Source organism: Neolewinella sp. (genome assembly GCF_965214665.1).
In the GTDB taxonomy this organism is placed as follows: Bacteria; Bacteroidota; Bacteroidia; order Chitinophagales; family Saprospiraceae; genus Neolewinella.
The window spans coordinates 4,205,824-4,230,749 of the sequence record NZ_OZ243970.1 but is presented as its reverse complement, the minus strand read 5'-3'; the positions used below and the strand labels follow the sequence as shown (position 1 = coordinate 4,230,749).

At 60.3% G+C, this 24,926-nt stretch carries 16 protein-coding genes; 6 read left to right on the top strand and 10 right to left on the bottom strand.

What is annotated here, in order from left to right; genetic code table 11:
• Positions 1–78: 78 nt before the first annotated feature.
• Both ACOOHD_RS18095 and ACOOHD_RS18090 read left to right on the top strand, forming a co-directional pair.
• On the top strand, positions 79–1,209 hold the full coding sequence (locus ACOOHD_RS18095; RefSeq protein ID WP_420459283.1) for a glycoside hydrolase family 130 protein: 1,131 nt from the start codon (positions 79–81) through the stop codon (positions 1,207–1,209).
• Positions 1,210–1,255: 46 nt separating this feature from the next.
• Positions 1,256–3,022, top strand: a complete 1,767-nt coding sequence (locus ACOOHD_RS18090) for an acetate/propionate family kinase (protein WP_420459282.1) — start codon at positions 1,256–1,258, stop codon at positions 3,020–3,022.
• Between the two features lie 19 nt (positions 3,023–3,041).
• Here ACOOHD_RS18090 and ACOOHD_RS18085 read toward each other — a convergent pair whose 3' ends face one another.
• Entirely contained in the window at positions 3,042–3,905 is an 864-nt protein-coding gene (locus ACOOHD_RS18085) for a histidinol-phosphatase (protein WP_420459281.1), read from the bottom strand.
• 132 nt (positions 3,906–4,037) lie between these two features.
• Between ACOOHD_RS18085 and ACOOHD_RS18080 the strand changes: the two genes are divergently transcribed.
• The 4 genes from ACOOHD_RS18080 (at position 4,038) to ACOOHD_RS18065 (ending at position 9,581) form a co-directional block, all read left to right on the top strand.
• Complete coding sequence (locus tag ACOOHD_RS18080; RefSeq protein WP_420459280.1) at positions 4,038–5,543, top strand: SUMF1/EgtB/PvdO family nonheme iron enzyme; 1,506 nt, start codon at positions 4,038–4,040, stop codon at positions 5,541–5,543.
• A 15-nt stretch (positions 5,544–5,558) separates the two neighbouring features.
• Positions 5,559–7,010: an SUMF1/EgtB/PvdO family nonheme iron enzyme gene (locus ACOOHD_RS18075; protein WP_420459279.1), complete on the top strand. Its 1,452-nt coding sequence runs from the start codon at positions 5,559–5,561 to the stop codon at positions 7,008–7,010.
• 4 nt (positions 7,011–7,014) lie between these two features.
• Positions 7,015–7,875: a T9SS type A sorting domain-containing protein gene (locus ACOOHD_RS18070; RefSeq protein WP_420459278.1), complete on the top strand. Its 861-nt coding sequence runs from the start codon at positions 7,015–7,017 to the stop codon at positions 7,873–7,875.
• Positions 7,876–8,006: 131 nt separating this feature from the next.
• Complete coding sequence (locus ACOOHD_RS18065) at positions 8,007–9,581, top strand: M43 family zinc metalloprotease (protein ID WP_420459277.1); 1,575 nt, start codon at positions 8,007–8,009, stop codon at positions 9,579–9,581.
• 81 nt (positions 9,582–9,662) lie between these two features.
• On the opposite strand, the gene ACOOHD_RS18060 is transcribed toward ACOOHD_RS18065, so the two are convergent.
• The 9 genes from ACOOHD_RS18060 to ACOOHD_RS18020 form a co-directional block, all read right to left on the bottom strand.
• Entirely contained in the window at positions 9,663–11,861 is a 2,199-nt protein-coding gene (locus ACOOHD_RS18060) for a molybdopterin cofactor-binding domain-containing protein (protein ID WP_420459276.1), read from the bottom strand.
• Positions 11,861–12,322 (bottom strand): (2Fe-2S)-binding protein, encoded by a 462-nt coding sequence (locus tag ACOOHD_RS18055; protein WP_420459275.1) that lies wholly within the window; start codon positions 12,320–12,322, stop codon positions 11,861–11,863. Before ACOOHD_RS18055 ends, ACOOHD_RS18060 begins: the two co-directional genes overlap by 1 nt.
• A gap of 148 nt (positions 12,323–12,470) precedes the next feature.
• Positions 12,471–13,691 carry a M14 family metallopeptidase gene (locus ACOOHD_RS18050; RefSeq protein ID WP_420459274.1) on the bottom strand — a complete coding sequence of 407 codons (1,221 nt, stop codon included), beginning with the start codon at positions 13,689–13,691 and terminating at the stop codon, positions 12,471–12,473.
• Between the two features lie 128 nt (positions 13,692–13,819).
• The gene (locus tag ACOOHD_RS18045; RefSeq protein ID WP_420459273.1) at positions 13,820–15,223 is read right to left on the bottom strand and encodes a SusD/RagB family nutrient-binding outer membrane lipoprotein; all 1,404 of its coding nucleotides are present in this window, start codon (positions 15,221–15,223) and stop codon (positions 13,820–13,822) included.
• 11 nt (positions 15,224–15,234) lie between these two features.
• On the bottom strand, positions 15,235–18,369 hold the full coding sequence (locus ACOOHD_RS18040; RefSeq protein ID WP_420459272.1) for a SusC/RagA family TonB-linked outer membrane protein: 3,135 nt from the start codon (positions 18,367–18,369) through the stop codon (positions 15,235–15,237).
• A 155-nt stretch (positions 18,370–18,524) separates the two neighbouring features.
• Positions 18,525–20,114 (bottom strand): T9SS type A sorting domain-containing protein, encoded by a 1,590-nt coding sequence (locus ACOOHD_RS18035; protein WP_420459271.1) that lies wholly within the window; start codon positions 20,112–20,114, stop codon positions 18,525–18,527.
• A 96-nt stretch (positions 20,115–20,210) separates the two neighbouring features.
• The gene (locus ACOOHD_RS18030; RefSeq protein ID WP_420459270.1) at positions 20,211–22,514 is read right to left on the bottom strand and encodes a transglycosylase domain-containing protein; all 2,304 of its coding nucleotides are present in this window, start codon (positions 22,512–22,514) and stop codon (positions 20,211–20,213) included.
• Positions 22,515–22,620: 106 nt separating this feature from the next.
• On the bottom strand, positions 22,621–24,012 hold the full coding sequence (locus ACOOHD_RS18025) for a TlpA family protein disulfide reductase (protein WP_420459269.1): 1,392 nt from the start codon (positions 24,010–24,012) through the stop codon (positions 22,621–22,623).
• 77 nt (positions 24,013–24,089) lie between these two features.
• On the bottom strand, positions 24,090–24,896 hold the full coding sequence (locus tag ACOOHD_RS18020; RefSeq protein ID WP_420459268.1) for a hypothetical protein: 807 nt from the start codon (positions 24,894–24,896) through the stop codon (positions 24,090–24,092).
• Positions 24,897–24,926: the final 30 nt, after the last annotated feature.

Sequence of the window (24,926 nt, the reverse complement as noted above, 5' to 3'; positions counted from 1 at the left end):
TAGCTAGAGGTACAAGAAGGGACTACCGGGTGGTTGTTCACAAAGTGTTAAACTTGTCGGTCACCCCAAGATACTCCTATGCGCTACGTTACCCTTCTGCTTTCTGCCTGCCTACTTGCGGCCTGCCGCACATCTACCCCACCCGCCGAGGCTACCGCTGCTCCCCTAGCGGACGCCTCCCCCTGGCTGACCGGCTTCACCAAACCGGCCGAAAATCCCATCCTGCGGGCCGACAGCAGCTACGTCTTTTCCGATCCACTGACCGGGCAGCCGGTGCGCTGGCAGCGGGCCGATGTATTCAACCCCGGCGCGGTGGTGCGGGGCGATAGCGTGTACCTGTTCTTTCGGGCCGAGGATAATCCCCGTGCTACCCTGGGCCGGCGCACCAGTCGTATCGGGCTGGCCGCCAGTGGGAATGGCATCAACTTCGTACGCCGTACCGCCCCCGTGCTTTACCCCGGTCCGGACAGTAACCGCGAGTTCGAGGACCCGGGCGGCTGCGAGGACCCCCGCGTGGTGGAACTGCCCGACGGCCGCTACCTCATGCTCTACACCGCCTACAACCAGCAGGCCGCCCGGCTTTGCTCGGCCACCTCCACCAACCTGACGGACTGGACCAAGCACGGCCCCGTCTTCCAGGACGCCTACGGGGGCAAGTTTCACAATACCTGGTCGAAGTCGGGCTCGGTGGTCTGCGAGCTCACCGCCGACGGCCGCCTGGTGGCCACCGAGATCAACGGCAAGTACTGGATGTACTGGGGCGATGCCGTGGTGGGCCTGGCGCACAGCGACGACCTGCTGGACTGGACGCCGGTACTCAACGCCGACTCCACCCTCTTCGATCCCCTACCCCTGCGGCCCGGGCTCTTCGATAGCCGCCTGAGCGAGCCGGGCCCCCCGGCGCTACTGACCGATAACGGCATCCTGGTGCTGTACAACGGACAGAACGAGTTGACCGACTCATTAAGGTATATGGAGGCCGGTCCGGGAGCCTACTCCGGGGGGCAGGCGCTATTCAGTGCCAAGGACCCGACAGTGCTGCTGGACCGCATGGAGGAGCCCTTCATCCAGCCCAGTCTGCCGCACGAGCTGACGGGGCAGTACGCCTCGGGCACCACCTTCATTGAGGGGCTGGTCTACTTCAAGGGCAGGTGGTTTTTGTACTACGGGACGGCTGACTCCATGGTCGGGGTAGCGGTGCGTGACTGAACGGTTTACTGCGCTTTAGGGTTAGCCGGGTAAATCCCTGAGACCCATGCATATTTTAGTTCTGAACGCCGGCAGCTCCTCCATCAAGGCCGCCGTAGTAGAAGCCGGTACCGGAGAGCGAATATTCGAACTTGGTGCTGACCGCCTGCTCGATCGCGGGGGCCACCGCAAGGCCCTACACCCCTTCTTACTGGAGCTAAAGGATAAGGCCGGTGGACTCGACATCGCCGGTATCGGGCACCGGGTGGTCCACGGCGGGGCGGAATTCGACGGGGCTACCCGCATTACCGATGAGGTGGAGCAGAAAATCGAGGCGCTGAGCGATCTGGCTCCGCTCCACAACCCCATCAACCTAGCCGGTATCCGGCTGGCGCGCGAGCTCTGGCCGGAGCTGCCGCAATTTGCCGTCTTCGATACCGCCTTTCACCACAGTCTGCCAAAGCGGGCACAGACCTACGCCCTGCCCAAGGACCTGATACGGGAGTACGGCATCCGCCGCTACGGTTTCCACGGCATGAGCCACAAGTACGTGGCCGGGCGGGCGGCTACCTTCTTAAAGGACGATTACCGCAACCTGCGCATCATCAGTTGCCATCTCGGCAACGGCTGTAGCGTGGCGGCCATCGAGTTCGGTCGCAGCATCGAGACCAGCATGGGCATGACCCCGCTGGAGGGCCTCGTGATGGGGACCCGTAGTGGTGACATTGACCCCGGCATCCCGGCCTACCTGCACCAGAAGACGGGTATGAATACCGAGGAAATCGATGCCCTCCTCAACCGCGATAGCGGTCTCAAAGGCCTCAGCGGGGCGGGCAACGACATGCGTGGTATCCTGGAGCGCAGCACCCAGGGCGATCCCGACTGCCAGCTCGCCGTGCAGGTCTACACCCACCGCTTGCGCAAGTACATCGGGGCCTATGCTGCGGTGATGGGTGGGGTGGATGCCATCGTGTTTACGGGCGGCATCGGCGAGAACTCCAGCATTATCCGCCACCGGGCCGCGCAGCGACTGGACTACCTCGGCGCGGTCATTGATGAGGACCGCAACCACACCCTACAGCTATCGGAGACCGAGGACGTCATTGCCTTCAGTCGCTCCCACAGCCGCGTGAAGCTCCTGGCCATCCGCACCGACGAGCAACTGGCCATCGCCCGCGACTGTGCCAAGCTGCTGCGTCACGAGGACGAGGTGAACACCCGGCCCGCCATCCCCATCGCCATCTCCGCCCGCCACTGCCACCTGACCCGCGCTACCCTCGACAAATTGTACGGCGAGGGCCACGAGCTGACGGTTAAGAAGTGGCTCAGCCAGCCCGGGCAGTTTGCCGCCGAGGAGAGCGTCACCGTCGTGGGTCCCCGTAACCGCATCGAACGGGTACGCATCCTGGGTCCGCTACGCTCGGTCGATCAGGTAGAGATCTCACGCACCGATGAGTTCTTCCTGGGCATCGATGCCCCCGTGCGTGAGTCGGGGAAGGTGGACAACACGCCGGGCTGCCAACTGCTGGGCCCCGCCGGCTCGGCCGATCTGGAGGACGGGGTGATCTGCGCCTGGCGCCACATCCACATGACCCCGGAGGATGCCGCGCAGTTCGGTGTGAAGGACCGCGACGTGGTGGAGGTGGCCGTCAGCACCAACGAGCGGGGACTGATCTTCGGCAACGTGCTCATCCGCGTCAATCCTGACTACAAGCTTGAGATGCACATTGACACCGACGAGGGGAACGCCGCCGAGATTCAGTCGGGCGATGCCGGGGTGATCGACGTGACGGACTCTCTGGCCACCTTACGCAAGCGGGCTACGGTCGCCTAGGCATTAGGCGTTGGACGCTTTAGGCGTTGGACGCTTTGAAAGCGTCCAACGCCTGCGCCGAGAACCCCCGCCCGTCGTATAGGTATACCCGCTCCACGCCAATATCCTCTAATATCCGATAGGCCTCACGGAACCCCCCCGAAATATGCTCCCGCCGGTGTGCATCCGAGTTCACCTGCAGGCGGATGCCCCGGGCGTGGGCGCGCGCTACGATCCAGTCGGTGGGGTACGTATCTTCCGTCTCATTCAGGTAAATGCCCCGGGTATTGACCTCCATGATGCAGCCGGCCCCTACGACAGCCTCCAGCGTTTCTTCTACGGCGGCTAGGTACCAGTCGGCGCGCTCGTCCCAGTAACGGCCATCAACGTTGCGGCGCTTGATGCGGTCCAGGTGAGCTACGATATCCGGGGGGTGGGTGGTGACCATTTCGCGCACCAGCTCGTAGTAGCGCTCGACCATCCGGCGGGTGCTGCCGCCGAAGATGGTGTTGATGCCCCGTTCGAATACGGGGTTCGGCCGCTGGAAGCTCCAGGGCTGGCCGTCGGCTAGGTAATCTACGTAGTGGACCGCGCCAATGGTGTAGTCTAGACTGGCCTCCAAAATGTGGGGGCTTTCTACATTCATCACCTCCGGGATGTAGTCCACCTCCAGGCTTTTGTAGAGGCGGATGCGGTCGGCGTATTCCTGCTGTAATTCACCGATGACCCGGCTATAAGTCGTTAGTTCCGCCATTTTCATGGAGCCCATATCGTGCAGGGGGATGGGGGCGTGGTCGCTGAAGCCGTACCGGCTAAACCCCTCACGGAGTGCTTGCTCGACGTAATCGCGGGGCTCGCCTACGCCGTCGCTGTAGCGGGTGTGGGCGTGGTGGTTAGACGTCATACTAGGGTTAACGCTGCAAGCGCCTATAGGATGGCTGAGGTATAATTTTTCCCTATAAGAAAATTACTGCTTAGATACTGCGTTATATGGGTTGTGTATGGACAGCTTACCGGCTCGTCCGAAAATGATCTCATGAACTATAAACCCCAAGCGAATACCGTGCTTCGGTGTGCCTACGTTTTTCTGTTACTCCCCCTAATTTGTTCTGTGCGGGCGAATGGCATTGCCGTTAGCAACGTCACGCTCACGTCTCAAAACGCGAGCGCGGGCACCACCGTCATCCAGTTTGACCTTAGGTGGGAGAACTCCTGGCGTACGAGCGTGGGGCCGGCTAACTGGGATGCCGCCTGGATATTTGCTAAGTATCATGTGGACGGTAGCCCCTGGCGGCATGCGCGGCTGGCGGGCAGGGGGGGCGCGGTCGCAGGTGCTACGGTGGAGGTGCAGGAGGATGTCGGGGTGCTCATCTATGCCGCCCCTCAGGACTACGCCGGCGACCCGGTATACAACAATGTTCAACTTCGCTGGGACTACGCAGTAGATATGGTACATATTGACGGGGCCATCGATCTACGGGTGTTCGCTGTGGAAATGGTCTACATTCCGGAAGGGCCGTTCTACGTGGGAGACGGTGGCCGCCTGATGGGTCAATTTCGGGAGGGTGGTACCAATACCGAACCATACTACCTCACAGGATTGGGACCTATCGCGGTAGGTGATGGGACGGACCAGCTCTTTTACGGTCAAGTGAACTACGGAGGAAAAACCTATCCAAGTGGTGATCAGCAGGGGCCTATTCCAGCTGAGTTTCCCGAAGGCTTTGGAGCCTTCTACTGCATGAAGTATGAACTGACCCAGGAGCAGTGGGTAGACTTTTTTAATACCCTGCCGACCAGCTACCGCGATCAACTGGACATCACTGCGGTAAACGGTAAAAATAGCGACGGAGAAATCAGCAGAAACGGAGTGCAGTACACAGGTGGGCTGGCTACTACTACCCTACCCTACGTGGCCATGAACTTTATCAACGAAGATCAAAGCCTCGCGTACCTGGACTGGGCGGGTTTACGGCCCATATCGGAACTAGAGTACGAAAAAATTGGCAGGGGCCCCCTGAATCCTGTGCTTGACGAATACGCCTGGGGCTCGACCGCTCACGCCGATTACTTCTACACCCTCATCGATACCGGTGAAGCGGACGAGCGGGTAGCTAACCTGACAAAGTCTACCGGTCACCACAACACTTCTCTCACCAATCCCGCGGGGACGGCCCATTACGGTCCCTGGCGGGTAGGTCTCTTTGCCCACAACGCGCCCCAGCAGCTCCGCGAGGAGACCGGGGGCAGCTACTACGGCGTCATGGAACTAAGCGGTAACCTATGGGAGCGCACCGTCACGGTAGGTAGCCCCCAGGGTCGCAGCTATAGGGCTGTACACGGAGACGGTACCCTAAGCCCTGATGGCCGGGCTGACGTTTCCGGCTGGCCGCTCGGAGGCGATGCCGCCTGCGGCCTGCGGGGGGGGGCCTTCGTCAGTGGTGAGGATTTCTTCAAATTGTCCACCCGCTTTTTCGCTGCCGACAACCGCAACCAGTCTATCCATGACCACGGTGGGTTCCGTGGCATTAGAAGCCTTTAGTTCAGCCCTTTACTTATGAAACACTTAATCGTAGAGTGTATTCTCCTTCTTCTTCTCCCCCTTCCCCTCTTGTCTAATAACATCCAAGTGACGGGCACGCAGGTGAAGAACTTTGATCCTAGTAGTAACACTACCACCATTATTGTCGATCTTAAATGGGAAAACGCCTGGCGCACCGATATAGGCCCAGCTAATTGGGATGCCGCCTGGGTATTTATTAAATTTCGACGGCCGGGAGGAAGCTGGCAGCATGCTACCCTTATCAGTAGTGAGAATCATGATGATGCCCATATCGAGATACTGGAAAATGCCGGCGCGATGGTCCACCATAAGGCCGCCTTTTCCGGTACGGCCGAATTCCGCGGCATCCACTTGATCTGGGATTTTGTAGAGGACGCCGTGCCTATCGACGAACAGGTAGAACTAAGCGTATTTGCTATCGAGATGGTCTATGTACCGAACAATGCCTTCTATGTGGGCCACTACCGGTCAGGCACTGGGGCATTTTATGCCAATGGAACAGCCAACAACCCCCAACCCTACCAGATCACTTCTGAGGATGTTCTAGCGATTAACAATGGCCCTGGTTTGGATTATACAGATGGTAGTGGGGACAAGCAGGGGCCCCTGCCGGCCGACTTTCCCAAGGGCTTTGCTGCCTTCTACTGCATGAAGTACGAGGTGAGTCAGGAGCAGTGGATCGAATTCTTCAATACGCTCACGCCCACCCAACGGGCGGCTCGCGACATCACCGGTCCCGGGGGAAAAAACGATGATGGAGTAGTACACCGCAATGGGATAAGCTACACGGGCGGCAGTCAACCGGCCACCACCACCCTGCCCAACGTGCCGGCCGCTTACATATCCATACAGGACGGTCTGGCCTACCTGGACTGGGCGGGGCTACGCCCGATGACGGAACTGGAATACGAGAAGGCCTGCCGGGGCCCGGTGTTGCCCGTAGCCGAAGAGTTTGCCTGGGGTACCACGGAGTATTTTACTACACCGTATACCTTAAGCGATGCCGGCACGGCCGATGAGCAGACCACAAATGCGTCTGAACTATTAGGCAACCTCTCCTTCAATGCTACCGATGGCAATCTCGATGGTCCCCTGCGCTCCGGTATCTTTGCCGCCAGCGTGAACGATAAAACCCGCGAGCAGACTGGGGGTAGCTACTACGGAATTATGGAGCTGTCCGGTAACCTTTGGGAACGCGTTGTAAACGTAAGCACCCCCGAGGGTCGCGCCTTTACCGGACAGCATGGTGACGGAGCGCTGGCCACTAACGGAGAGGCGAACACGCTAGGCTGGTCCGTCGGTAACGCAAGTGCCTATGGCATTCGGGGCGGGGGTTGGAGTACATTTTTCCATAATGAGTGTCAAACCTCTGATCGAGTCCATATTGGGCAATCCTTTGGCCGCAGCACTGATATTGGAGTACCGCGCGGCGTACGTAGCCTATAGCCTTATGCATACATTCCCCTATTTTCTTCTGCTGTTGATTGGTCTGGTAGCTGCCGCCGAGCTATCTAGCCAGACCTTCGCCGGTGGGCCTGGAGATGGTGGGGATCGCAGGACGATCGTAGCCGTCCCCGGCGGATATTCTCCCAGTATTTTTTACCGTGGCGGCACCGCCGATGGGGGAGCGGCACGGTACGCACGGTCTACACCGGGAGGGTTTAACTCCGCTAGTATGTATTCTGGCGGTGCCCAAGAAGGTAGTGCCGTAGCGGACTATTCCGGTGCGCTAGCCCTACCACTTACCCTCATTACCTTTGAAGCCTTTCCGAAGGAAGACTACGTACTTCTGCGCTGGGTCACCGAACACGAGGAGGCCACTGATTTCTTCACCATCGAACGCCGACCCGCCGGTAACCCTGGATTCGACGAGCTGCTGCGCACCCCGGCCGCCGGGTATACCGCCAGCAATGAGCGCAGTAACTACCAGGCCAGGGATACTGAGCCTTCTACGGGTACGGTCTACTACCGGCTACGGACCACCGACTTCGATGGAACCTTCACCCATTCGCAGATCGTACAGGTACAGCTCAGCGACGAGCAAGACCGGAGTTTTGCCCTCTATCCAAATCCTACGGGGGGCCGCAGCCTCACTATCCTACCTGAGTCCGTACATTCTGATCGGGAGCTACACATTTCGCTTGTCACCTCACAGGGCAGGGTGCTCTACCACCAGGTCATAGCTAGACCCGCTCCCCATACACCCATCAAGCTTAGCCTGCCGGAGCAGTTAGGTGTAGGGAGCTATCTAGTGCAACTGCGGCAGGAAGGGACCGCAGACCTAAGTAAACTACTCATTGTAGCAAGATAATATAATTGACCTTTCTTCCAGGAAAACTATTGTTGCAGCAATAAAATTTTACTGTAGAGTGTAAGGCCAAATTATTGAGGTACATTCGGGTTTGAATCCGTCATTACACCCACGGAGCAAACCCATTCTGCATGCAACTACGTCTACTTTTACTCACCCTACTTGCCGCCGGCACCACCCTCCTACCCGCCCAGCGCAACTGCGGCTCCATGGACTACCTGGAGCAGCAACTCCAGCGGGACCCCGGCCGCCAGCTTCAGCTCGAGCAGCTAGAACGCTTCACCGAGCAGTACGACGCCCGCAATGAAAAGGCGCTCTCCGGAGGCATCCTCACGATCCCCGTCATTGTACACGTCGTGTACCGGATGAGCACCGAGAACATCTCCGATGCTCAGATCAACAGCCAAATCCGGGTCCTCAACGAGGACTTTCGGCGTCTGAATGCCGATCGTACCAACACGCCGGCCGATTTCCGGTCCGTGGCTACCGACTCCGAAATCGAGTTTTGCCTCACGCAGGTCAACCGGGTAGCAACCACCCGCACTAGCTTTGGCACCAACGACGCAGTCAAATCGGCCAGTACCGGCGGTGCCGACGCCATCAACCCGCAGCAAAGTCTGAACATTTGGGTCTGCGTGATCGGCGGCAGTATTCTTGGCTACGCTCAGTTTCCCGGCGGTCCCTCCGCTACGGACGGAGTAGTACTCGATTACCGCTACGTAGGTACCACCGGTACCGCCCAGGCCCCCTTCAATCTCGGTCGCACGGCCACCCACGAGGTGGGTCACTGGCTCAACCTACGCCACATTTGGGGCGATGGCGGCTGCAGCGTCGATGACTTTGTGGGCGATACCCCCACGGCGGGCGGGCCCAACTACACCGGCGGTGCCTGCACCTACCCTGGCCCCAATAGCTGTATGCCCAAGGGAAAAAATAGCGGAGCCGACCTACCCGACATGTTCCAGAATTACATGGACTACTCCGATGACGCCTGCATGAACCTGTTCACCCTCGGTCAAAAGGACCGCATGTGGGCCGCTGTTTCTGCCGCCCGTCCGGAGCTCCTCTCTTCCGCCTGCGATGGCACTACGCCCCCGACGACCGATCCCAGCCCAGAACCGCCGACCGCTGACTGCGCCGCCCCCGCCGGGCTCAACGCCCAGCGCACCAACCGCGACCGCTCCGTGAGCTTCTCCTGGAACGCCGCCAGCGGAGCCAGCAGCTACGAGATCGAAGTATACGTAGGCAGTAGCCTCTACGCCTCCGGCACCGTGAGTGGCACCGGTGCAACCCTGAATGTCGACCGCCGGACTACCTACACCTGGCGCGTGCGCAGCAACTGTAGCAGCTCGACCTCCGACTGGACCAACGGTGGCAGCTTCCGCGAAGCTGCCCGTACCGCCAGTGCACTGGCGCAGGAAATGAGCGTTTACCCCAACCCCAGCAACCTCAGCGAGGTGACTGTGGGCTGGAACCTACAGCCGGCCACTACACTTGCAACCACGGGTGTGCTAGCTGAAGCTACCGCCAGCCCGCAGATCCGTATCGAGGTTCGCGACATGACTGGCCGGATGCTCCGCCAACTCTCCGTAGCTGACAGCGGTCAGGCGACCCTCCCGGTGGGCGACCTGGCCCCCGGCGTTTATCTCGTACACGTACGTGATACCGAGGGCTACGCGGTGAGCAGCCGCTTCGTCAAGCTCTAGCGTGCCTTAACTTATGGCAACTAGAAAGCCCGGTACAGCAATTGCTGTACCGGGCTTTTCTTTTAGCACATGGCCTGAGGGTTATCCCCGCAGCTCCCGTGGCTGCACGAAGGGCTGATCATACACTCGCTCCCCCGTCTGCCGGTACATGGCGTTAGCCAGCGCACCGATCACGGGCGGTAGGGAGGGCTCGCCCAGCCCGGTAGGAGCGATGGTACTCTCCACAAAATGGGAGTGGATAGCCCGGGGGGCTTCGCTGTGACGAATCAGACGGTAGGTGTCGTAGTTCTGCTGGTCGGGTACCCCCTTACTGACCGTGAGTCTGCCGTAGAGCGCATGACCAATGCCGTCGATAATACCGCCCTCGATTTGGTTATTGGCTCCCTCGGGATTGACCACAATACCGCAGTCGACCGCACAGTGTACTTCGGTGACCTGCGGCTCGTTGCCCCGCATCTCGAGTTCGAGCACCTGGGCTACGTAGGAGTTATGGCAGTAATAGGCAGCCACACCCCGCTTGTCGTCATTAGTGTTCCAGCCCGATTTGTCACGCACCAGCTTCAATACTCCGGCGTAGCGCGCAGCGTCGTAGTCGTTCTCCTCCCCTACGGGATTTTCAATCGCCCGATCGAAAAGCTCCAACCGGAAGGCGATAGGATCTTTACCGGCGGCCTCGGCCACCTCATCGAGGAAGCTCTGTTCGGCTCCGGCGATGAAGTTAGAGCGCGGCGCGCGCCAGGCGCCGGTACTTACGTTGGTATCGCTGCTGATATTCTCCACCAGGTAGTTATCCACCGTGCCGGCCGGAAAACGATTAGCGAAGACTGGACTCTCGCTTGTACCCGTACCGCGGACGTGGAAGCCGATCAGTTTACCGTCTTCGTCCAGTGCGGCCCGGTAGCGTACCAGGTAGGCCGGCCGGTAGGTACCCTGGGTCATATCGTCCTCGCGGGAGTACACCAGTTTGATGGGTACGCCCCCAGCAGCCTTGCTGATCAGCGCGGCCTCGACGCCAAAGTTGCCGTACAGTCGCCGGCCGAAGCCACCGCCCATACGGGTCATCATAATGCTGATGCGCTCCTCCGGCATATCGAACAGTTTGCTGACCGTGGTGCGCAAAAACTCCGGCGTCTGAATGGGTCCGATCAGCTCTGCTTTTTCGTCCGTCACATGGGCGAAGAAGTTCATCGGCTCCATCGTATTGTGCGGCAGGAAGGGCGCGGAATAGGTCGCCTCGACCACCTGGGCGGCACGGGCGAAGGCACCCTCGGGGTCCCCGTCGCGGCGGGCCTCCTCGGCCTTTCCGTTATCGAGTGCTTCAACGAGACGCTGCTGCTGCTCGGCGCTGGACTCAGCTGGGGTGACCGTCTCCCACTCGATCTGTAGTGCCTTTTTAGCCTGTAGCACCCGCCAAGTGTTATCCCCGATTACGGCCACCAGCTCCGGAAAGGCGTTTACGTCCGACCACTGCATTTCGACGCCCTCCGGTGCGGCGTTGATGCGTACCACGTCGGTGATGCCGGGCATGGCGCGCACGGCGCTATCGTCCACCGACTTGAGCCGCATTCCGAAGGCGGGTGGGTGCACGATGGCAGCGTACTGCATACCCTCGCGCTGAAGGTCCAGTCCGTAGAGTGGCTCCCCGAGCACGATCTTTTTGGCGTCGACATTCTTCTTGGGGTGGCCGATTATCTTGAAGTCCCCGGCGGCCTTTAGGGTCACCTCCTTGGGAGGGTCCATCGTGGCGGCCAGACTAGCCAGCTCGCCGTAGCCCAACTTGCGGTCGCTACCGTCGTGGTACACGAAACCATTTTCGGTCCGTAGCTCCCCGGCATCGACGCCGAGTTGCTGGGCGGCGGCGGCTACGAGCAGATAGCGGGCCGTGGCTCCAGCTTTACGTAGCGGCTCCCAGGCTACGCGGATGGACTGACTACCTCCGGCCAGTTGGCGCTCGTAGTTATCAGTGTCCAGTCCGGCCTGCTCGACCACGACATTCTGCCAGTCCACGTCCAGCTCCTCGGCCACCAACATCGGCATGGCGGTCTTGACGTTCTGACCGATCTCGGGGTTGGGCGACATGATGGTCACCACGCCGTTATCGCCCACCTTCAAAAAGGCACTCACGGTGACCCACTCCTCGGGCATTTCCAGGGTGGGGGCGGCCTTGGCGGCCTTCTCGTTTTTACAGCTCGAGAGCCAGCTCAGGCCCAGCAGCATGCCGCCACCGGTGGCGGCGGAGACCTTTAGAAAGGAGCGGCGCGTAGTAGGAGTGGTCGACATTAGCTTAGTTTTTGGGCGGCGGTTTTGACCGCGGCGTTGATACGGGTGTAGGTGCCACAGCGGCAGATATTGCCACTCATCCCGGCGCGGATATCGGCCTCGCTGGGGTCGGGCGTCAGGGCCAGCAAACTAGCCGCGCTCATCATCTGCCCCGCCTGACAGTAGCCACACTGCGGCACGTCGTGCTCCAACCAGGCCAGTTGCACGGGGTGGTCGCCGTTCTCGCTCAGTCCCTCGATGGTAGTCACCTCCTCCCCGTTCAGCTTGCTCAGCGGAATGGAGCAGGAGCGCATCGCTACCCCGTCGATGTGTACGGTACAGGCCCCGCAGGCTCCGATGCCACAGCCGTACTTGGTGCCCACCAGACCGAATTCGTCGCGCAGGGCCCACAGCAGGGGCATCTCGGGCTCCGCCTCGAGGGTGCGCGACTGCCCATTTACGGTAAGGGTGAAGGTGGCCATAGGGGGTAGGTTTCGTTAGGTTTCCCAAGGTAAGCAAAAAGGGCATAGGCGGGGCGGGGGCGCAGGTGCACTACAAGTAGAAAACCGCTAAGTTCGACTCGCGTTGCACCGGCGGCCCCGCCCGCTTCTTGCCGTAGTGGTACATTTTCTAGCGGGCCAGCAACAGCTCCACGAGCGCCGCGGCCGAGGCCCTACCCTTCCGCTCCACGAACGCACGGTCGGTATTATCGCCGATCTCGTAGGTGATGCCCTCGGCATTAAACTGCGTTTTGAACCAGCCGGAGGAGGTAGGTCTACCTACGGGGCCGGGCTTCTCATTGACCGTAAAGCCGCCACCGATGCGCTGCTCGATTTCACGTAGCCAGGCGTCCTTAAAGCCCGGGAGTACCGAGGGGGGCGTGGCCGCGTCGAAGGTGTAGTAGACGTCGTTCCAGGTGGAGTGAAAATCGATGCCCAGGATCACCTCCGTTTCGTTTTGCCGGGCCTTTTCGACCACGTAGTCGGCCACCTGCCGGGCCTCGGGCTGGCGGTAGTAGGCCCAGTCGCGGTTGGAGTCGATGCCGCCGGCCGTGTGCCGCCAGTGGCCCAGGTCGACGCCGTCGGGATTGAGCAGGGGGAAGACCATGAGCTGGTAGCGATCCAGAAACTCATCCACGCGGGGGTGCTCTACGATTCCGTCCAGGAAGGCCTGTAGGGCTAGAAAACCAGTCACCTCCGGTGGGTGCTGGCGGCTGAACAGTACGATCATGGGTCGGTGGCCGTAGCGTCCTTCCCCGGCCATCCGCATGACGGGGATGACGCGGCCCAGCTTACTCCTGCCCGCTTCGTCGATGCGCACGTAGGGCTGGCGGAAGGTGGTGAGCCACTGTAGAACATCGCTGGAGTTGATCACCTCCTGGCCGGCTACGTAGGTGGTGCCTGCGGGCAGGTCGAGCCGGACGTCGAGGCTCGTACTGTCGCTGTTATAAGCCACGTCGGTGCTATCAGCGGCCGTCCAGTTGGTCCGGTCGCTACTGATCTTAGGGTAGTAGCGGTGGCGGGTCTGCGGGGGGTAGGTCAGGCGCAGGGTCACCTCCCGGGGCCGCTCCGCGGTCACGCGCATCGCGTACCAGGGGCTGGGGTTGATGGGCGTGTTTTCGGGCAGGATGGTGGCTACGAAGGTATCGATGCCGCGCTGGCTGATGCCGTTGAGGCGGGCGCCGTCGAAGTCGTTATCGAAGGTAAGAGTGCCTTGATCAAAGGGGTAGCTGCGGCGCTGCTGTAGCTCGATGGGCTGGGTGCGGGTGTCGACCGGCTCGGGGAAGTCGTGGGGGCGGGCGGCGGGGGCGCAGGTGCAGAGAACTAGGAGGGGGGCCAGGAAGCGGAGCATGGTTTAAAGGTACAGCAGTACAAAAACTACCACAGAGGGCGCAGAGGGCCACAGAGACGTCTTTAGAAGTACCTCTGTGCCCTCTGCGTCCTCCGTGGTTTAAATTTCAGCAGCGGAGCTGCCTAATCTTACCGGTCCCAAAAGAGCGCATCCGTCATTGTCACGTCAGGTACGTTGGCGGCGTTGCGGTCGGTCTCCGTAGCGGGGTAGAGTAGGCGCAAAGGGAAGGTGGGCAGGGCGGCGTTCCGGGCCAGGGTAAAGTCCTCATACATGTAATCGTAGCGGCGGGCGTCGACCCAGGTTTCGGGACTGAGGAAGAGGGCGGCATACTTTTCGCGGAACACGTCGTCGCGGTCGATATCGTCATCGCCGTAAGCTGCAGTGAGGTACCGGGTGACGCCGGCTGAGTCGACACCGATCTCGCGCATGTTAGCAGTGACGCCGGACGTGAAGGCCGCGTTGGCGCGCTCCTGATCGCTGGTGGCCAGGGCTGCTTCGGCCTCGATGAATTTGAGCTCGGCGTAGGTGATGATGTCCAGCGGGCTGGTTTCTGCGGATAAAGCACCCTCCAGCACGAGGTAAGATTCGAGCACCTCGGTGCCGTCACCACGGCGGCCGGCCCCGTTGGTGGTGCCTACGTAGAGACTATCTACGTTGAGGTTGGTAAGTAGGGGTAGGCGGGGGTCTGCGACGTCGAAGGTGGTGCCGTTGAGGGCATCGACGAACTGCTCGGAGAGCCAGCCGCCGAGCAAAAGGTTGGCATTGTTGTCAGCCACCTGGGCCCAGGGGTTGCGCACGGTGAAGTCGGTCACGTCGGCGTCCTGCGCAAAGCCGGTGAACCCATTGTCGACTGCCGACAGAACGGCGGCTGGATCATACTGGTCGGTCTCGCTGAGGTGGTTAAGGTAGCGGGCACGTAGGGCGTAGGCGGCACGTCGCCAGAGCTCTAGATTACCATCGTATACGAAGTCGCTGCCGGAGCGGATGGGTGGGGCGTCGGCGGCGGCGGGTAGCTCGGCGATGGCCTCGTCGAGCAGATTGAAGATGGTGGCGTAGAGGTCCTCGGCACTGTCGTAGGTGGGCCGTAGCGTTTGGCCGGTGAAGGCATCGGAGTAGGGGGCGTCGCCCCAGTTGTCGACGACCAGGCCGATGTTAGCGGCCATGAGCACTTTGGCGATGGCTACGTGGCGGGCCAGGCCGTCCTCCTCACCGAAGCGAATGAGGTCGTAGAGGTCGGTCATAGTATCGTACAAATTGCTCCAGGCTCCGCCGCTGGTGACCTGTAGGTAGATATCGTCGGTATTGGCCTGATTGGGACTGGCAAGGTACTGGACGAAATTCGCGGTATGGCCGTTGCTAACCTGAAACTGATTGTTAGCCGTGGCGGAGCTGCTACTGGCGAGCAGGCCATCGAGCGGCGGGCGCAGGGCAGCATTGGGGTTCTCGTTGACGTCCAAATAGTCGGCACCACAGCCGGAAACGAACAGCACAAGGACGGTAGCTACTAAAGCGAGGGTACGGGGGGTAGACATAGCACGGGTCATTAGAAGCCGACGTTAAGGGTCACAAAGAAGCTGCGCACGCTGGGGTAGGTGAAGCCGCCGAAGCCGTCGTCGCCGTTGCCATTACCGCGGTTGCCCTCAGGATCAAAACCGCTGTAGGGGGTAGACAGCCAGAGGTTATTGCCGGTCAGGGCGAGGCTGGCCGACTGCACGAAGATGTTTTGTAGCAGCGTGGTGGGTAGCTGGTAGCGAAGGCTTACGTTGCGTAGACGGAACCATTCAGCGTCCTCCACAAAGTTCTCCGTCGAGCCTCGGTAGCGGTTACGGTAGTAACCAGCCTCGTAGTCTATCCCGTCGGGCCCCTCGCCCTGCCCCAGAAAGACGGGCGTGGTGTTCGGACTACCGTCGGCGGTGTCGCCATCGAAGACAATCGTCTCGTTGCGGTTCAGCGTATAGGGTGCGATACCGAAGGCGGAGAAGAAGTTACCCTGCTGGTTGTACTTCTGCACCCCCTGGCGGGTGTCGAACTGGAAGGAGAAGCTTAATCCTTTATAGGTCACCGTATTGATCAGGGCACCGAACCAGTCGGGCTGGGTGTTACCGAGGATCTTCTGGTTGGTCTCGATGACGGGGAATCCATCCTCGCCGATCAGCAGTGGGGCGTCGCGGTCCAGAAAGAGGTCGTCCTCGTCGGCCCCGAAGCGGGCGTAGCTCCGGCCGTAGATGTTGCCGTAGGGCTGGCCCTCGATGAGACGGATGGTAGCCGAGGAGCCGGCGTAGCCGAAGGAGCTCCCAATAAGGATATCCTCTACGCCCTCGAATATCTCGAGTACCTCGTTGCGGTTGCGGGTGTAGTTGAGGTTGACGTCCCAGCGGAAATCGGTGGTTACGACCGGAGTGCCCTTCAGCAGCAGTTCGACGCCCTGGTTACGCATGGAGCCGGCGTTGAGTACGAAGGTCGAAAAACCCGAGGCGTTGGAGACCGGTACGGGGATGATCTGATCTACGCTCTTGGCGTTGTAGTAGGTCGCATCGAGGGAGAGGCGGTTCTGGAAGAAACGCAGGTCGGCGCCGAATTCGATAGTATTAGTGCGCTCGGGTTTTAAGTCAGGGGCACCCTGCTGGTCGTCACGTGTCCAGCCGGTCACGTTGTTGATCGGAAAGCCCGGGGCGTTGCGGTAGACGACGTTGGTGCGGTAGGGGTCGGTGTCCTTACCAATACCGGCGTAGCTGGCACGGAGCTTAGCAAAGCTGAGCAGGTCCGGTAGCTGGGTGAGTTCACCTAGTACCACGCCCAGGCTCACCGAGGGGTAGAAGAAGGAGCGGTTGGCGCGGGGCAGGGTGCTTGACCAGTCGTTGCGGCCGGTGACGGTGAAGTAGACTGCATCCAGGTAAGAGAGCGATAGGTCTCCGTAGAGGCCTAGTAGACGACGGTCCACAAGTCCGCTACTAGTACGGATATCGGATGCGTTGTTGAGACTGAATAAATTGAAGATGTCCAGATCATTACCGATCGTCGTAACCCGGTCGTAGCTCGAATCAAAGGCATCGAAGCCGGCCAGGAAGCGTACGTTTAGGGTAGGGGCGATATCCTTGGTGTACACCGCGTTAATGTTGGAGGTCACGTCGCGGCGGCGGATGCGGGTCTCGGTTACAAAGCCGTTGCCGTTGGCTAGGTTATCCTCGAAGTTAGGGGCACCGGGAAAAACCGATCCCTGGCCGAAGTAATTGCGGAAATCGCTGTACTGGTCCAGACCTACGGTATAATTTATACTTAGTTCCGGAAGGGGAGAATAGCTGAAGTTGAGGTTACCGATGTAGCGGTCTACGTCGTCGATGAATTTATTAGTTGCCTCCCCGTACACGGGGTTATTGCCCACCGTGCCCTCATTGCGGTAGCCGATCATGGAGCCATCCTCGCGGATGTAGTCCTGCACGTCGGCCTGTGGAGCCCAGTACACCAGTCGCTCGTTGAAGCGGTCGGCGTTGACGCGGTTGCCGCCGCTACGGATGTAGTTGACCCCGCCCCCGAAGGTAAATTTCTCGCTGGCTACGTAGTTGGCGTTGATACGAAAACTGGTGTTTTTGTAGGTGCTGAAGGGCAGTACGCCCTCGTGGTCGAGGTGACTGATGGAGGTGCGGAAAGTGGCCTTCTCGTTGCCCCCCGATACGCTGATCGTATTGCGCCACTGGTCGCCACGTACGTAGGCGTTCTCGAAATTATTAAAGAGGTTACCGGGGCGGGGCAGTCCGTTGGCGGCGGCGGAGTCCCGGGCCTCGGCTACGGTGGGTCCCCAGCTGGGCCAGAAGCTATTTGGATCGTACACACCCTTATACCCCTGGGTATACGTTTTTTGGGTTTCCGGGAACTTATTTACCTCCTCGGTACCGTAGGTGGAAGTCAGGTCGATCGATAGCCGGCCGGCCTTGCCCCGTTTAGTGGTGATAATGATGGCACCGTTGGCGGCCCGCAGGCCGTAGAGGGCCGTGGCCGGTCCGCCCTTCAGTACGGTCATGGACTCGATATCCTGGGGATTGATGTCGGCAATACGATTGGATACATTACGACTACCCCCGCCCCCAACCGTGAGGGTCTCATTCGATACCGGGATACCGTCGACCACGAAGAGTGGCTCGTTATTGGCGTCCGGGTCCAGGGAGTTGATACCACGGATGATGATGCGGGAGGCCTGCCCCGGCCCGCCTCCGGCACTCGACACCTGTACCCCGGCCACCTGTCCCTGGAGGGCGTTGACCAGGTTGTTCTGCTGGGTGCGGGTGATGGCCTCGTTGTCGATCTCCTCCACGGCGTAGCCCAGTGCCTTACGCTCGCGGCTGATGCCCAGGGCGGTGACCACCACCTCATCAAGTTGAGCGCCAGCCTGCAGTTCTACGTCAATGATGGTCTCGCCGGGATTGACGGTGCGGGTTACGGTGCCGTAGCCGGTGTAGCTGAATATCAGCACGTCCTGCTCCTGGGCGGTGATGTCATAGTTGCCGTCCAGATCGGTGACCGTGCCGCTACCGGTACCTTTAATGAGAATACTGACGCCGACAAGGGCCTCGCCCTGATCGCCAGTGACGGTACCTGTGACCGTCTGTTGGGCCTGAAGGCCAGTACTAATAAAAATAAGCAGTAGCACGGCGAGCAGGCCGTGGCAATAAAGTCGTTTCATATGCCTAGTGGTTGGTAGGTGCTGTGAGGTGGACCGCCGAATCAGCGGGCTAAAGTAACTATTTATCAGTACGAGCAGCTACGTTACCTCAGCTAAAATCGTGTTCATTCTGTTATGCCCAGCACCCGCGGCCCCGCCCCGTTGTGGTGTAGAGGCTACCGTATCCGCAGACTACGCGTGTGCAGCCCACTTCTGTCCACTACCTGAAGAACGTACACCCCGGAAGTAAGATCCCGCAGACTAAACGAGAGCGTATTGGTACCCACGCTGACTGTCCGCGGCTGCTCGTAGACTAACCGACCGGCACTACTCCATACCCGCAGCGTGAGGTTACCGGCCTGCGCGCTACGGTAGCGTAGGTTCACCGCGCTACCGTTGCTGGGATTGGGGAAGGGCCCCTCAAGTGCCGTAGTGGCCCCACCGGTGACCATGACCGCGACGAGCTCGCTGAGGTTGATGCTGCCGTCGAAGTCGGTCTGGCGTAGGCGGTAGTAGTGCAGACCGGCCCCCGGCGCGGGGTGGGTAAAGGCGTAGTCGTGGGACTGGGTCGTAGTGCCCTGCCCGGCCAGGTAACCGATGTCGGTGAAGGTGAGGCCATCCGTGCTGTGCTCCACGGTGAAGCCCTCGTTCTCGGTCTCGGTGGCAGTGGTCCAGCTGAGGTCGACGTCCTGGCCGCGGGCGGTGCCGGTGAAGTGGGTAAGGGTGACGGGGGCGGCTACCTGGACCTCGCCGGCCCAGCCGAGGGTTTGGAGGATGGCTGCGGTCTGAGTAAGATCGCGCTGGTAGGCACCACGTACGAGTGCGTGGTGCATGAGTTGATTCTGATCGTTTAGGTGGGTGTAGGAGGAGCCTTGTCTGTACTGCTGCGGGGTATAGAGGCGGAAGCGGTCCGCACCGGGACTATAGCGCTCGATCTGCGACCGGTCGAAAAAAAGGCCGCCTTCTTTACCCAGAAGGGCGTCGTCCAATTCCGCACTATTCTCGGGTAGGTCGATTAGGGATATATCGGGGTCATTGCCGAGTGTGACGGCACGGTCAAAGACGGTGGGGATGCGGAGCGGCCGACCTTCGATGACACCTGCCTGCAAGCCAACGGTACTAAAATTTTCGATGTACCGAGCTGTGCCATAGAAGCCTAATCCATGACCCATTTCGTGCAGCACCAGGGTAACAAAATCGTAGAGTACTCTCGGTGCTTCGTTTTCGAACCAGTCGAGACCGTAGTAAAAGAAGGCTTTGCTATCAATGGCTATCTCCATGTCCGGCCCCGGGGTATCCTGACCCGCGAGCGATTCATAAATTGCCTTAGGGTAGTAAAGGGCATTTTCACTCAAAGCGCGGGGGCCCCTAAGCTCAAGAACAGGAGTAGATACCAATGCGAGTTTTCCATCCCCTACTTCTGTGAAGCAGGTTCGGATATTAAGCGGTTGCTCGTTTTGTAACACGTTCGACCACTGCGCGGCAGCGTAGCGGAATGCAATCTTCGCGGTGTCTGGATATTCCTCACACACCTTACCGTTCATCCGCCGCCCGGCCGCCAGAAACTGAATGATAACATTGGCATTCTTAGTGGGCACCCGTTTGGGCTTGAACACGGGCTGGAGAGCCTCTGCGATAGTCGAGCTACCGGGTGTTTCACAGAGAATGACGGTCTTGGATACAGGGGTGAAGCTACCCCGCTGCGCAAGCAGGGGAAAAGCAGCCAGGAGCACAAGAGTGCTCAGCTGCCAGTAAGAGAAACGCATGAGAGAGGGAGTGTTAGTTCGGGTGTCTTAAAGGTGAAGTCGCACGCAATATAATGCACCGAACGGTATAAACACAATCTAGTGTCCTAAAATTCTCTATAACTCCACCGGATTGGTGAGCACAGGCACCCCGGTGGTATCCAGGACTTCCTCCACCCGCTCCGTGGTGGGCGGTACGTACTCGGCGCAGCGCATGCTCCGACGTAGCTCGTCCGACGGGGCGGAAAAATCTTCGCCCAGGGCCCCCACCAGTGCCGTATCCGCCTCCATATTCTGGAGGAAATAAGCCCACACCGGCAGGGCCGAGCGGGCACCGTTGCCCATCTCGCCGGAGCGGAACCGTACACCCGTGTTCTCGCCCCCCACCCAGGCCCCGCCGGTGAGGGTGGGCGTACTACCGACGAACCAGCCGTCGGCCATATTCTGGGTGGTACCGGTCTTGCCGATACTGGGCTGTAGCACACCGTACTCCCAGCGCAGGCGACTGGCCGTACCTTGTTCCACCACCCGGCGCAGCATAGCTACCATGGTGGCGGCCTGCTCCTCACTCAGCACCCGGCGGATCTCGGCGGCGTGCGTGTAGATCACCGTGCCGTCGGCCTCCTCGATGCGGCTAATGAAGTAGGGCTCAGCGTGCTCCCCGCCGTTGGGAAAGGCAGCGTAGGCGCCCACCATTTCATAAAGGGTGCTTTCTACCGTACCCAGGGCAATGCTCGGGATGGGCCGGATCTCGCCCGTGATGCCCAGCTCGTGACTGATCTCCACCACCGGCTCCGGCGTCAGGTCCATGATCATCTTCACGGCGGCCACGTTGCTGGAGTGCGTCAGCGCCCCGTGCATGCTGTAGGTGCCACCGTGCACCCAGTCGGAGTTGTGGGGCGTCCAAGGTCCGTCCTCGTCGGCGTAGGTCTGTAGGGCATTGCTCAGCCGGTAGCAGGGGTCGTAGCCCTGGCGCAGGGCGGCGGCGTACACGAAGGCTTTGTAGGTGGAGCCCGTCTGCCGCCGGCTCGTCACGTGGTCGTAACGGCTGAAGCCGAAGTCGGAGCCCCCCACCCAGGCGCGGACGGCCCCGTCGCTGTGGTCCAGCACCAGGAATCCGGCGCGGAGGTACCGCAGCGAGTGGGCCACGCTATCCAGCGCACTGTACTGCCCTACGAGCGGCTCGCCGTTCGGTACCGGCAGCTGCATCTGGCGCTTCACGTTGAAGCTATCGACCAGGGTCAAACTGTCCAGCCCCGCAGCCCGGCCCGCCCGCCACCGGTCGCTCGTACGGATGGCTCCGGCCAGGGAGGCCTGGGTCTCCCAGGGATCGCGCCGCCCCAGGTGGCGTTCGAAATCGCGCTGCAAGAGCTTCATCTGCCGCGTCACGGCCCGCTCGGCGTGGGCCTGGTAGCGCAGGTCGAGGGTGGTGTAGATGCGTAGGTTATCGGTATTGATGTTGTAGTGCCGGCCGTTGGCGTGCTTCCGATCGGCCAGGAGCTCGGCGGCCTGCTGCCGTACCTGCTGCGTGAAGTAGGGAGCCTCGACCTTCCGCGGCGGCTCGCGGTAGTACACCATGCAGAGGGGGTCGGCCTGGGCGGCGGCCACCTCTTCCGCCGTAAGGTAGCCGGCCCGCCCCATGAGGGTCAGTACCAAATCGGTACGCCTGGCGTTGCGGTCCGGGGCCCGGCGGGGGTCGTAGCTGCTGGTGCCCTTTAGGGAGGCGACCAGGCTGGCGGCCTGCCGCACGGTCAGCTCCGCCGGTTCCACCTGGAAGTAGCGGCGGGAGGCGGCGGTGATGCCGAAGGTATTGCCCGGGAAGCTCACCGTATTGAGGTAGCGTTCCATCACCTCTTCCTTTGGCATCACATCCTCCAGGCGGCGGGCCAGGATGGCCTCCCGCAGCTTATGCAGCAGCATATCCACCCGGTAGCCGTAGCCCAGTGGTGGCCGGCCGTAAGCATTCTTGATCAGCTGCTGACTCAGGGTCGATCCCCCACCCTGATCGTCGGCCCCCTGTAGGATGGTCTTGAACAGCACCCGCGCGTAGGCCTCCCAGTCAATGCCGCCGTGGGTGTGAAAGCGGCTATCCTCGGTGGCCACCAGGGCGTGCACCAGGTGCTGTGGTAGCTCTTCGTAGGCGGTTTCCTCGCGGTCCTGCTTGAAGAAACGGCCCAGGCTACGTCCGTTCACGTCGTAGGCCTCGCTACCGATATCGTTGCGGTAGTCGAGTAACTCCTGGCGGCTCGGTAGGTGTCCGAAGATCCCCAAGTTGACGGCTACCAGCAGGACGGCCACGCTTAGTACCCCCAGTAGGCCGAGGGTCAGGAAGGCGGTGAGGCTGTAGAAGGTTTTGGGTCGCTCGGTGCGCCACGTATGCAGGCGGGCGCGGAGGCCGGCGAGACGTTGCGTGAAGTTCATAGCGAAGACGGTGTGGTGGGGCTGGGCCTTGGTGGTCAGCCACTATAACCGGGGGAGGGGGTGGTTAGTTTCTTTGTGCTTGCTGGTGCGCCTTGCGGATCAGCCCTTACGCCAATAATTGATTGATAAGATTGCCCAGTAGTTCAAGACCGCCGTGGGCATCGGTAACTACCGGCCCACCCCGCTGATCGAACACGGCATGATGGGGATAACCCGAAACGCCCAGTAGGTCAGCAACTACCAATAGTTGGGTCGGGTTTAGGCGGAGGTGTTCCCCACATTCGGGCAGCTCACTCACTGCCTCCCGCCAGAGGTTCTCCTGTTTGTCCGCCGATAGAAACACAAAAGCTACCGGTAAGTCCGCATACTTTGCCGCTAGTTGCGGATACCCTTGCTGAAGCTCGATGACACAGGGACCACACCAACTTGACCATACGTCCAGTACCACCACCTTACCGGCGTGGCGCTCAAGTAGGGCTGGTATTGGATTGTCTACGCCTGCCGGTAGAGATAGCAGTCGTTCGGTGTAGAATTCCTCCGGGGTGGGGCCGGTCACCAGGTCTAGCCGCTTTTGGAGCGGTTCACGGATCAGGGGATACGGACAGTCTTCGAGGAAGGCTTCCGTAGTTTGCAGAATGACGTCGTCGGTGAGGGTACGTAGCGCCGCGTACAGCAAGCGGGCGCGCAAGAATGCTTCCGTAAAGGGGTGGCTGATGGTACGGTAGACCCGGTCCGCCTCGGCGAACCAGGCGGCCGAACCCCGTCGGTATGCAGTATCAATGTCCTGCTCGAGCTGCAGGATACCTAGGTATACATACTCGAGGTAGTCATCACAGTATACCGGGCCCTCCTCCAGTACCTGCGGGGTGTCCGCGAAGCGAGCAAGTTGTAATAATCGGTGTTGCTCCGGTCCGGGTTGGGTAATGGTCACTGGGTAGAGGCATACGTCATACTTGACCGCATACTTTATGAATTGCCGACCGTAGTCTAAGATAAGCGCATTCGTGATGGAGTGTCGCTGTAACGATCGGGTAAGCCGTTCGGCAAGGGCAGTTTCGTACCGTTGCGCGGCCTCTTGGTAGATTGAAAGGTCTCTACTATCTGCCGCCCGGTGAAAAGCGTTTCCTTCCGGGCCAACTACCTCGTCACTCAGTAATCGGTAGCTTTGATCAACGAAAGAGTTGCCGATCACTTCGAGTTTGTAGCCTGATGCGGTGGTTGCTATGCGCAGATAGGTCGCCTCTCCCGGCTGTTGCAGAAAATTTGCTACTCCGTCGGCGTACATAAGTCCGCAACGCATGACTACGCTGAGCCGGAAGCGGAGGGTTATACGACCTGCATCATCGAGATATTCCGTTCGCAACTGCCGCCCCGTTTCCAGCCAGCGGTGGCCAAAGTAGCTGATTTCGCGCGGGTGGACGGTAGGGTCATATTCAGCTACCTCTACGTGCAGGGTGGTGTCTTGTAAGGGATGGCGGGGTGAGTAGGTGATAGGCATACCCTATAGCGCAGCCAGAGGCTGCATTTTACTGCCGTCCCGATGACTATCGGGAGTGGCAGCATTGTACTCGGCAGCTAGAGCCGGAACAGCGCGCACTGGTCCATCATGCCGTCGAAGCTCAAGTCGCTGAGCTGGTCGAGCAGCTCGCCGCGGGTGGGGGCTACGGCCACCACGCTATTGTTGTACACGGCGAAGTGGCGCTCGCGTACGCCGTTGGCCTTGAGCTCCTTTTTGATGTTGCGGGCGCTGAGCTTGGAGTACATCTGCATGTACACGTCGTGCAGCTCCGGGAATTTTTTCAGCACCTTGTCGATGTCCTCCTTGTGCTTCTCCTGGGTAGCGGAGCTTTTGAGGTACTGCCGCAGTTGCTTTTCGGCGCGCTGGGCGGCGGGGCTGGCCTGCTGCTCCAGCATTCGGGGGTCGAGGGTTTCGGTTATTCCGCGCACGTCTTTTATCTGTTTAAATTCGTACTCGATGTCGCTCCGGCTTGGTGCATCCTCCCCGGCTTCGGTGGGGGCGAGCTCGGCGAGCACGATCTTGTTATCGAAGGGTTGCAGTACGGCTTCCACCAGGGCGGGAAGCTCCCCGTGCACCATCTGTTCGGGGCTTTCACACATGCCCACTACGCCGTAGAGGCGGTGGTCGTCCATTAGCACGGCATACTTTTTGTACTGCTTGACCAGGTAGAACTGGCCCTGCTTGACGGTACTGAAGTTGCGTACCTTACGCTTTTGCTTCTCATTCAGTTCGCGGCCGGCCTCACTACTCAGGAACCGCTCGATCAGTTCGGGGTTGCCGAACACGGTCTCGCCCCCGGCAAAGGCCTGCAGGCGGTCGTTTAGCGTAGTAAATTCCTCGCACGCGGCGGGACTGAGATGCATAAGCTAAGGTTATAAGTGGGCGGCTTCCTC

Excerpts from the sequence above, each read along its gene's own strand:
- ACOOHD_RS18095 (WP_420459283.1), top strand. The coding sequence starts at position 79 with ATGCGCTACGTTACCCTTCTGCTTTCTGCCTGCCTACTTGCGGCCTGC.
- ACOOHD_RS18090 (WP_420459282.1), top strand. The coding sequence starts at position 1,256 with ATGCATATTTTAGTTCTGAACGCCGGCAGCTCCTCCATCAAGGCCGCC.
- ACOOHD_RS18085 (WP_420459281.1), bottom strand. The coding sequence starts at position 3,905 with ATGACGTCTAACCACCACGCCCACACCCGCTACAGCGACGGCGTAGGC.
- ACOOHD_RS18080 (WP_420459280.1), top strand. The coding sequence starts at position 4,038 with ATGAACTATAAACCCCAAGCGAATACCGTGCTTCGGTGTGCCTACGTT.
- ACOOHD_RS18075 (WP_420459279.1), top strand. The coding sequence starts at position 5,559 with ATGAAACACTTAATCGTAGAGTGTATTCTCCTTCTTCTTCTCCCCCTT.
- ACOOHD_RS18070 (WP_420459278.1), top strand. The coding sequence starts at position 7,015 with ATGCATACATTCCCCTATTTTCTTCTGCTGTTGATTGGTCTGGTAGCT.
- ACOOHD_RS18065 (WP_420459277.1), top strand. The coding sequence starts at position 8,007 with ATGCAACTACGTCTACTTTTACTCACCCTACTTGCCGCCGGCACCACC.
- ACOOHD_RS18060 (WP_420459276.1), bottom strand. The coding sequence starts at position 11,861 with ATGTCGACCACTCCTACTACGCGCCGCTCCTTTCTAAAGGTCTCCGCC.
- ACOOHD_RS18055 (WP_420459275.1), bottom strand. The coding sequence starts at position 12,322 with ATGGCCACCTTCACCCTTACCGTAAATGGGCAGTCGCGCACCCTCGAG.
- ACOOHD_RS18050 (WP_420459274.1), bottom strand. The coding sequence starts at position 13,691 with ATGCTCCGCTTCCTGGCCCCCCTCCTAGTTCTCTGCACCTGCGCCCCC.
- ACOOHD_RS18045 (WP_420459273.1), bottom strand. The coding sequence starts at position 15,223 with ATGTCTACCCCCCGTACCCTCGCTTTAGTAGCTACCGTCCTTGTGCTG.
- ACOOHD_RS18040 (WP_420459272.1), bottom strand. The coding sequence starts at position 18,369 with ATGAAACGACTTTATTGCCACGGCCTGCTCGCCGTGCTACTGCTTATT.
- ACOOHD_RS18035 (WP_420459271.1), bottom strand. The coding sequence starts at position 20,114 with ATGCGTTTCTCTTACTGGCAGCTGAGCACTCTTGTGCTCCTGGCTGCT.
- ACOOHD_RS18030 (WP_420459270.1), bottom strand. The coding sequence starts at position 22,514 with ATGAACTTCACGCAACGTCTCGCCGGCCTCCGCGCCCGCCTGCATACG.
- ACOOHD_RS18025 (WP_420459269.1), bottom strand. The coding sequence starts at position 24,012 with ATGCCTATCACCTACTCACCCCGCCATCCCTTACAAGACACCACCCTG.
- ACOOHD_RS18020 (WP_420459268.1), bottom strand. The coding sequence starts at position 24,896 with ATGCATCTCAGTCCCGCCGCGTGCGAGGAATTTACTACGCTAAACGAC.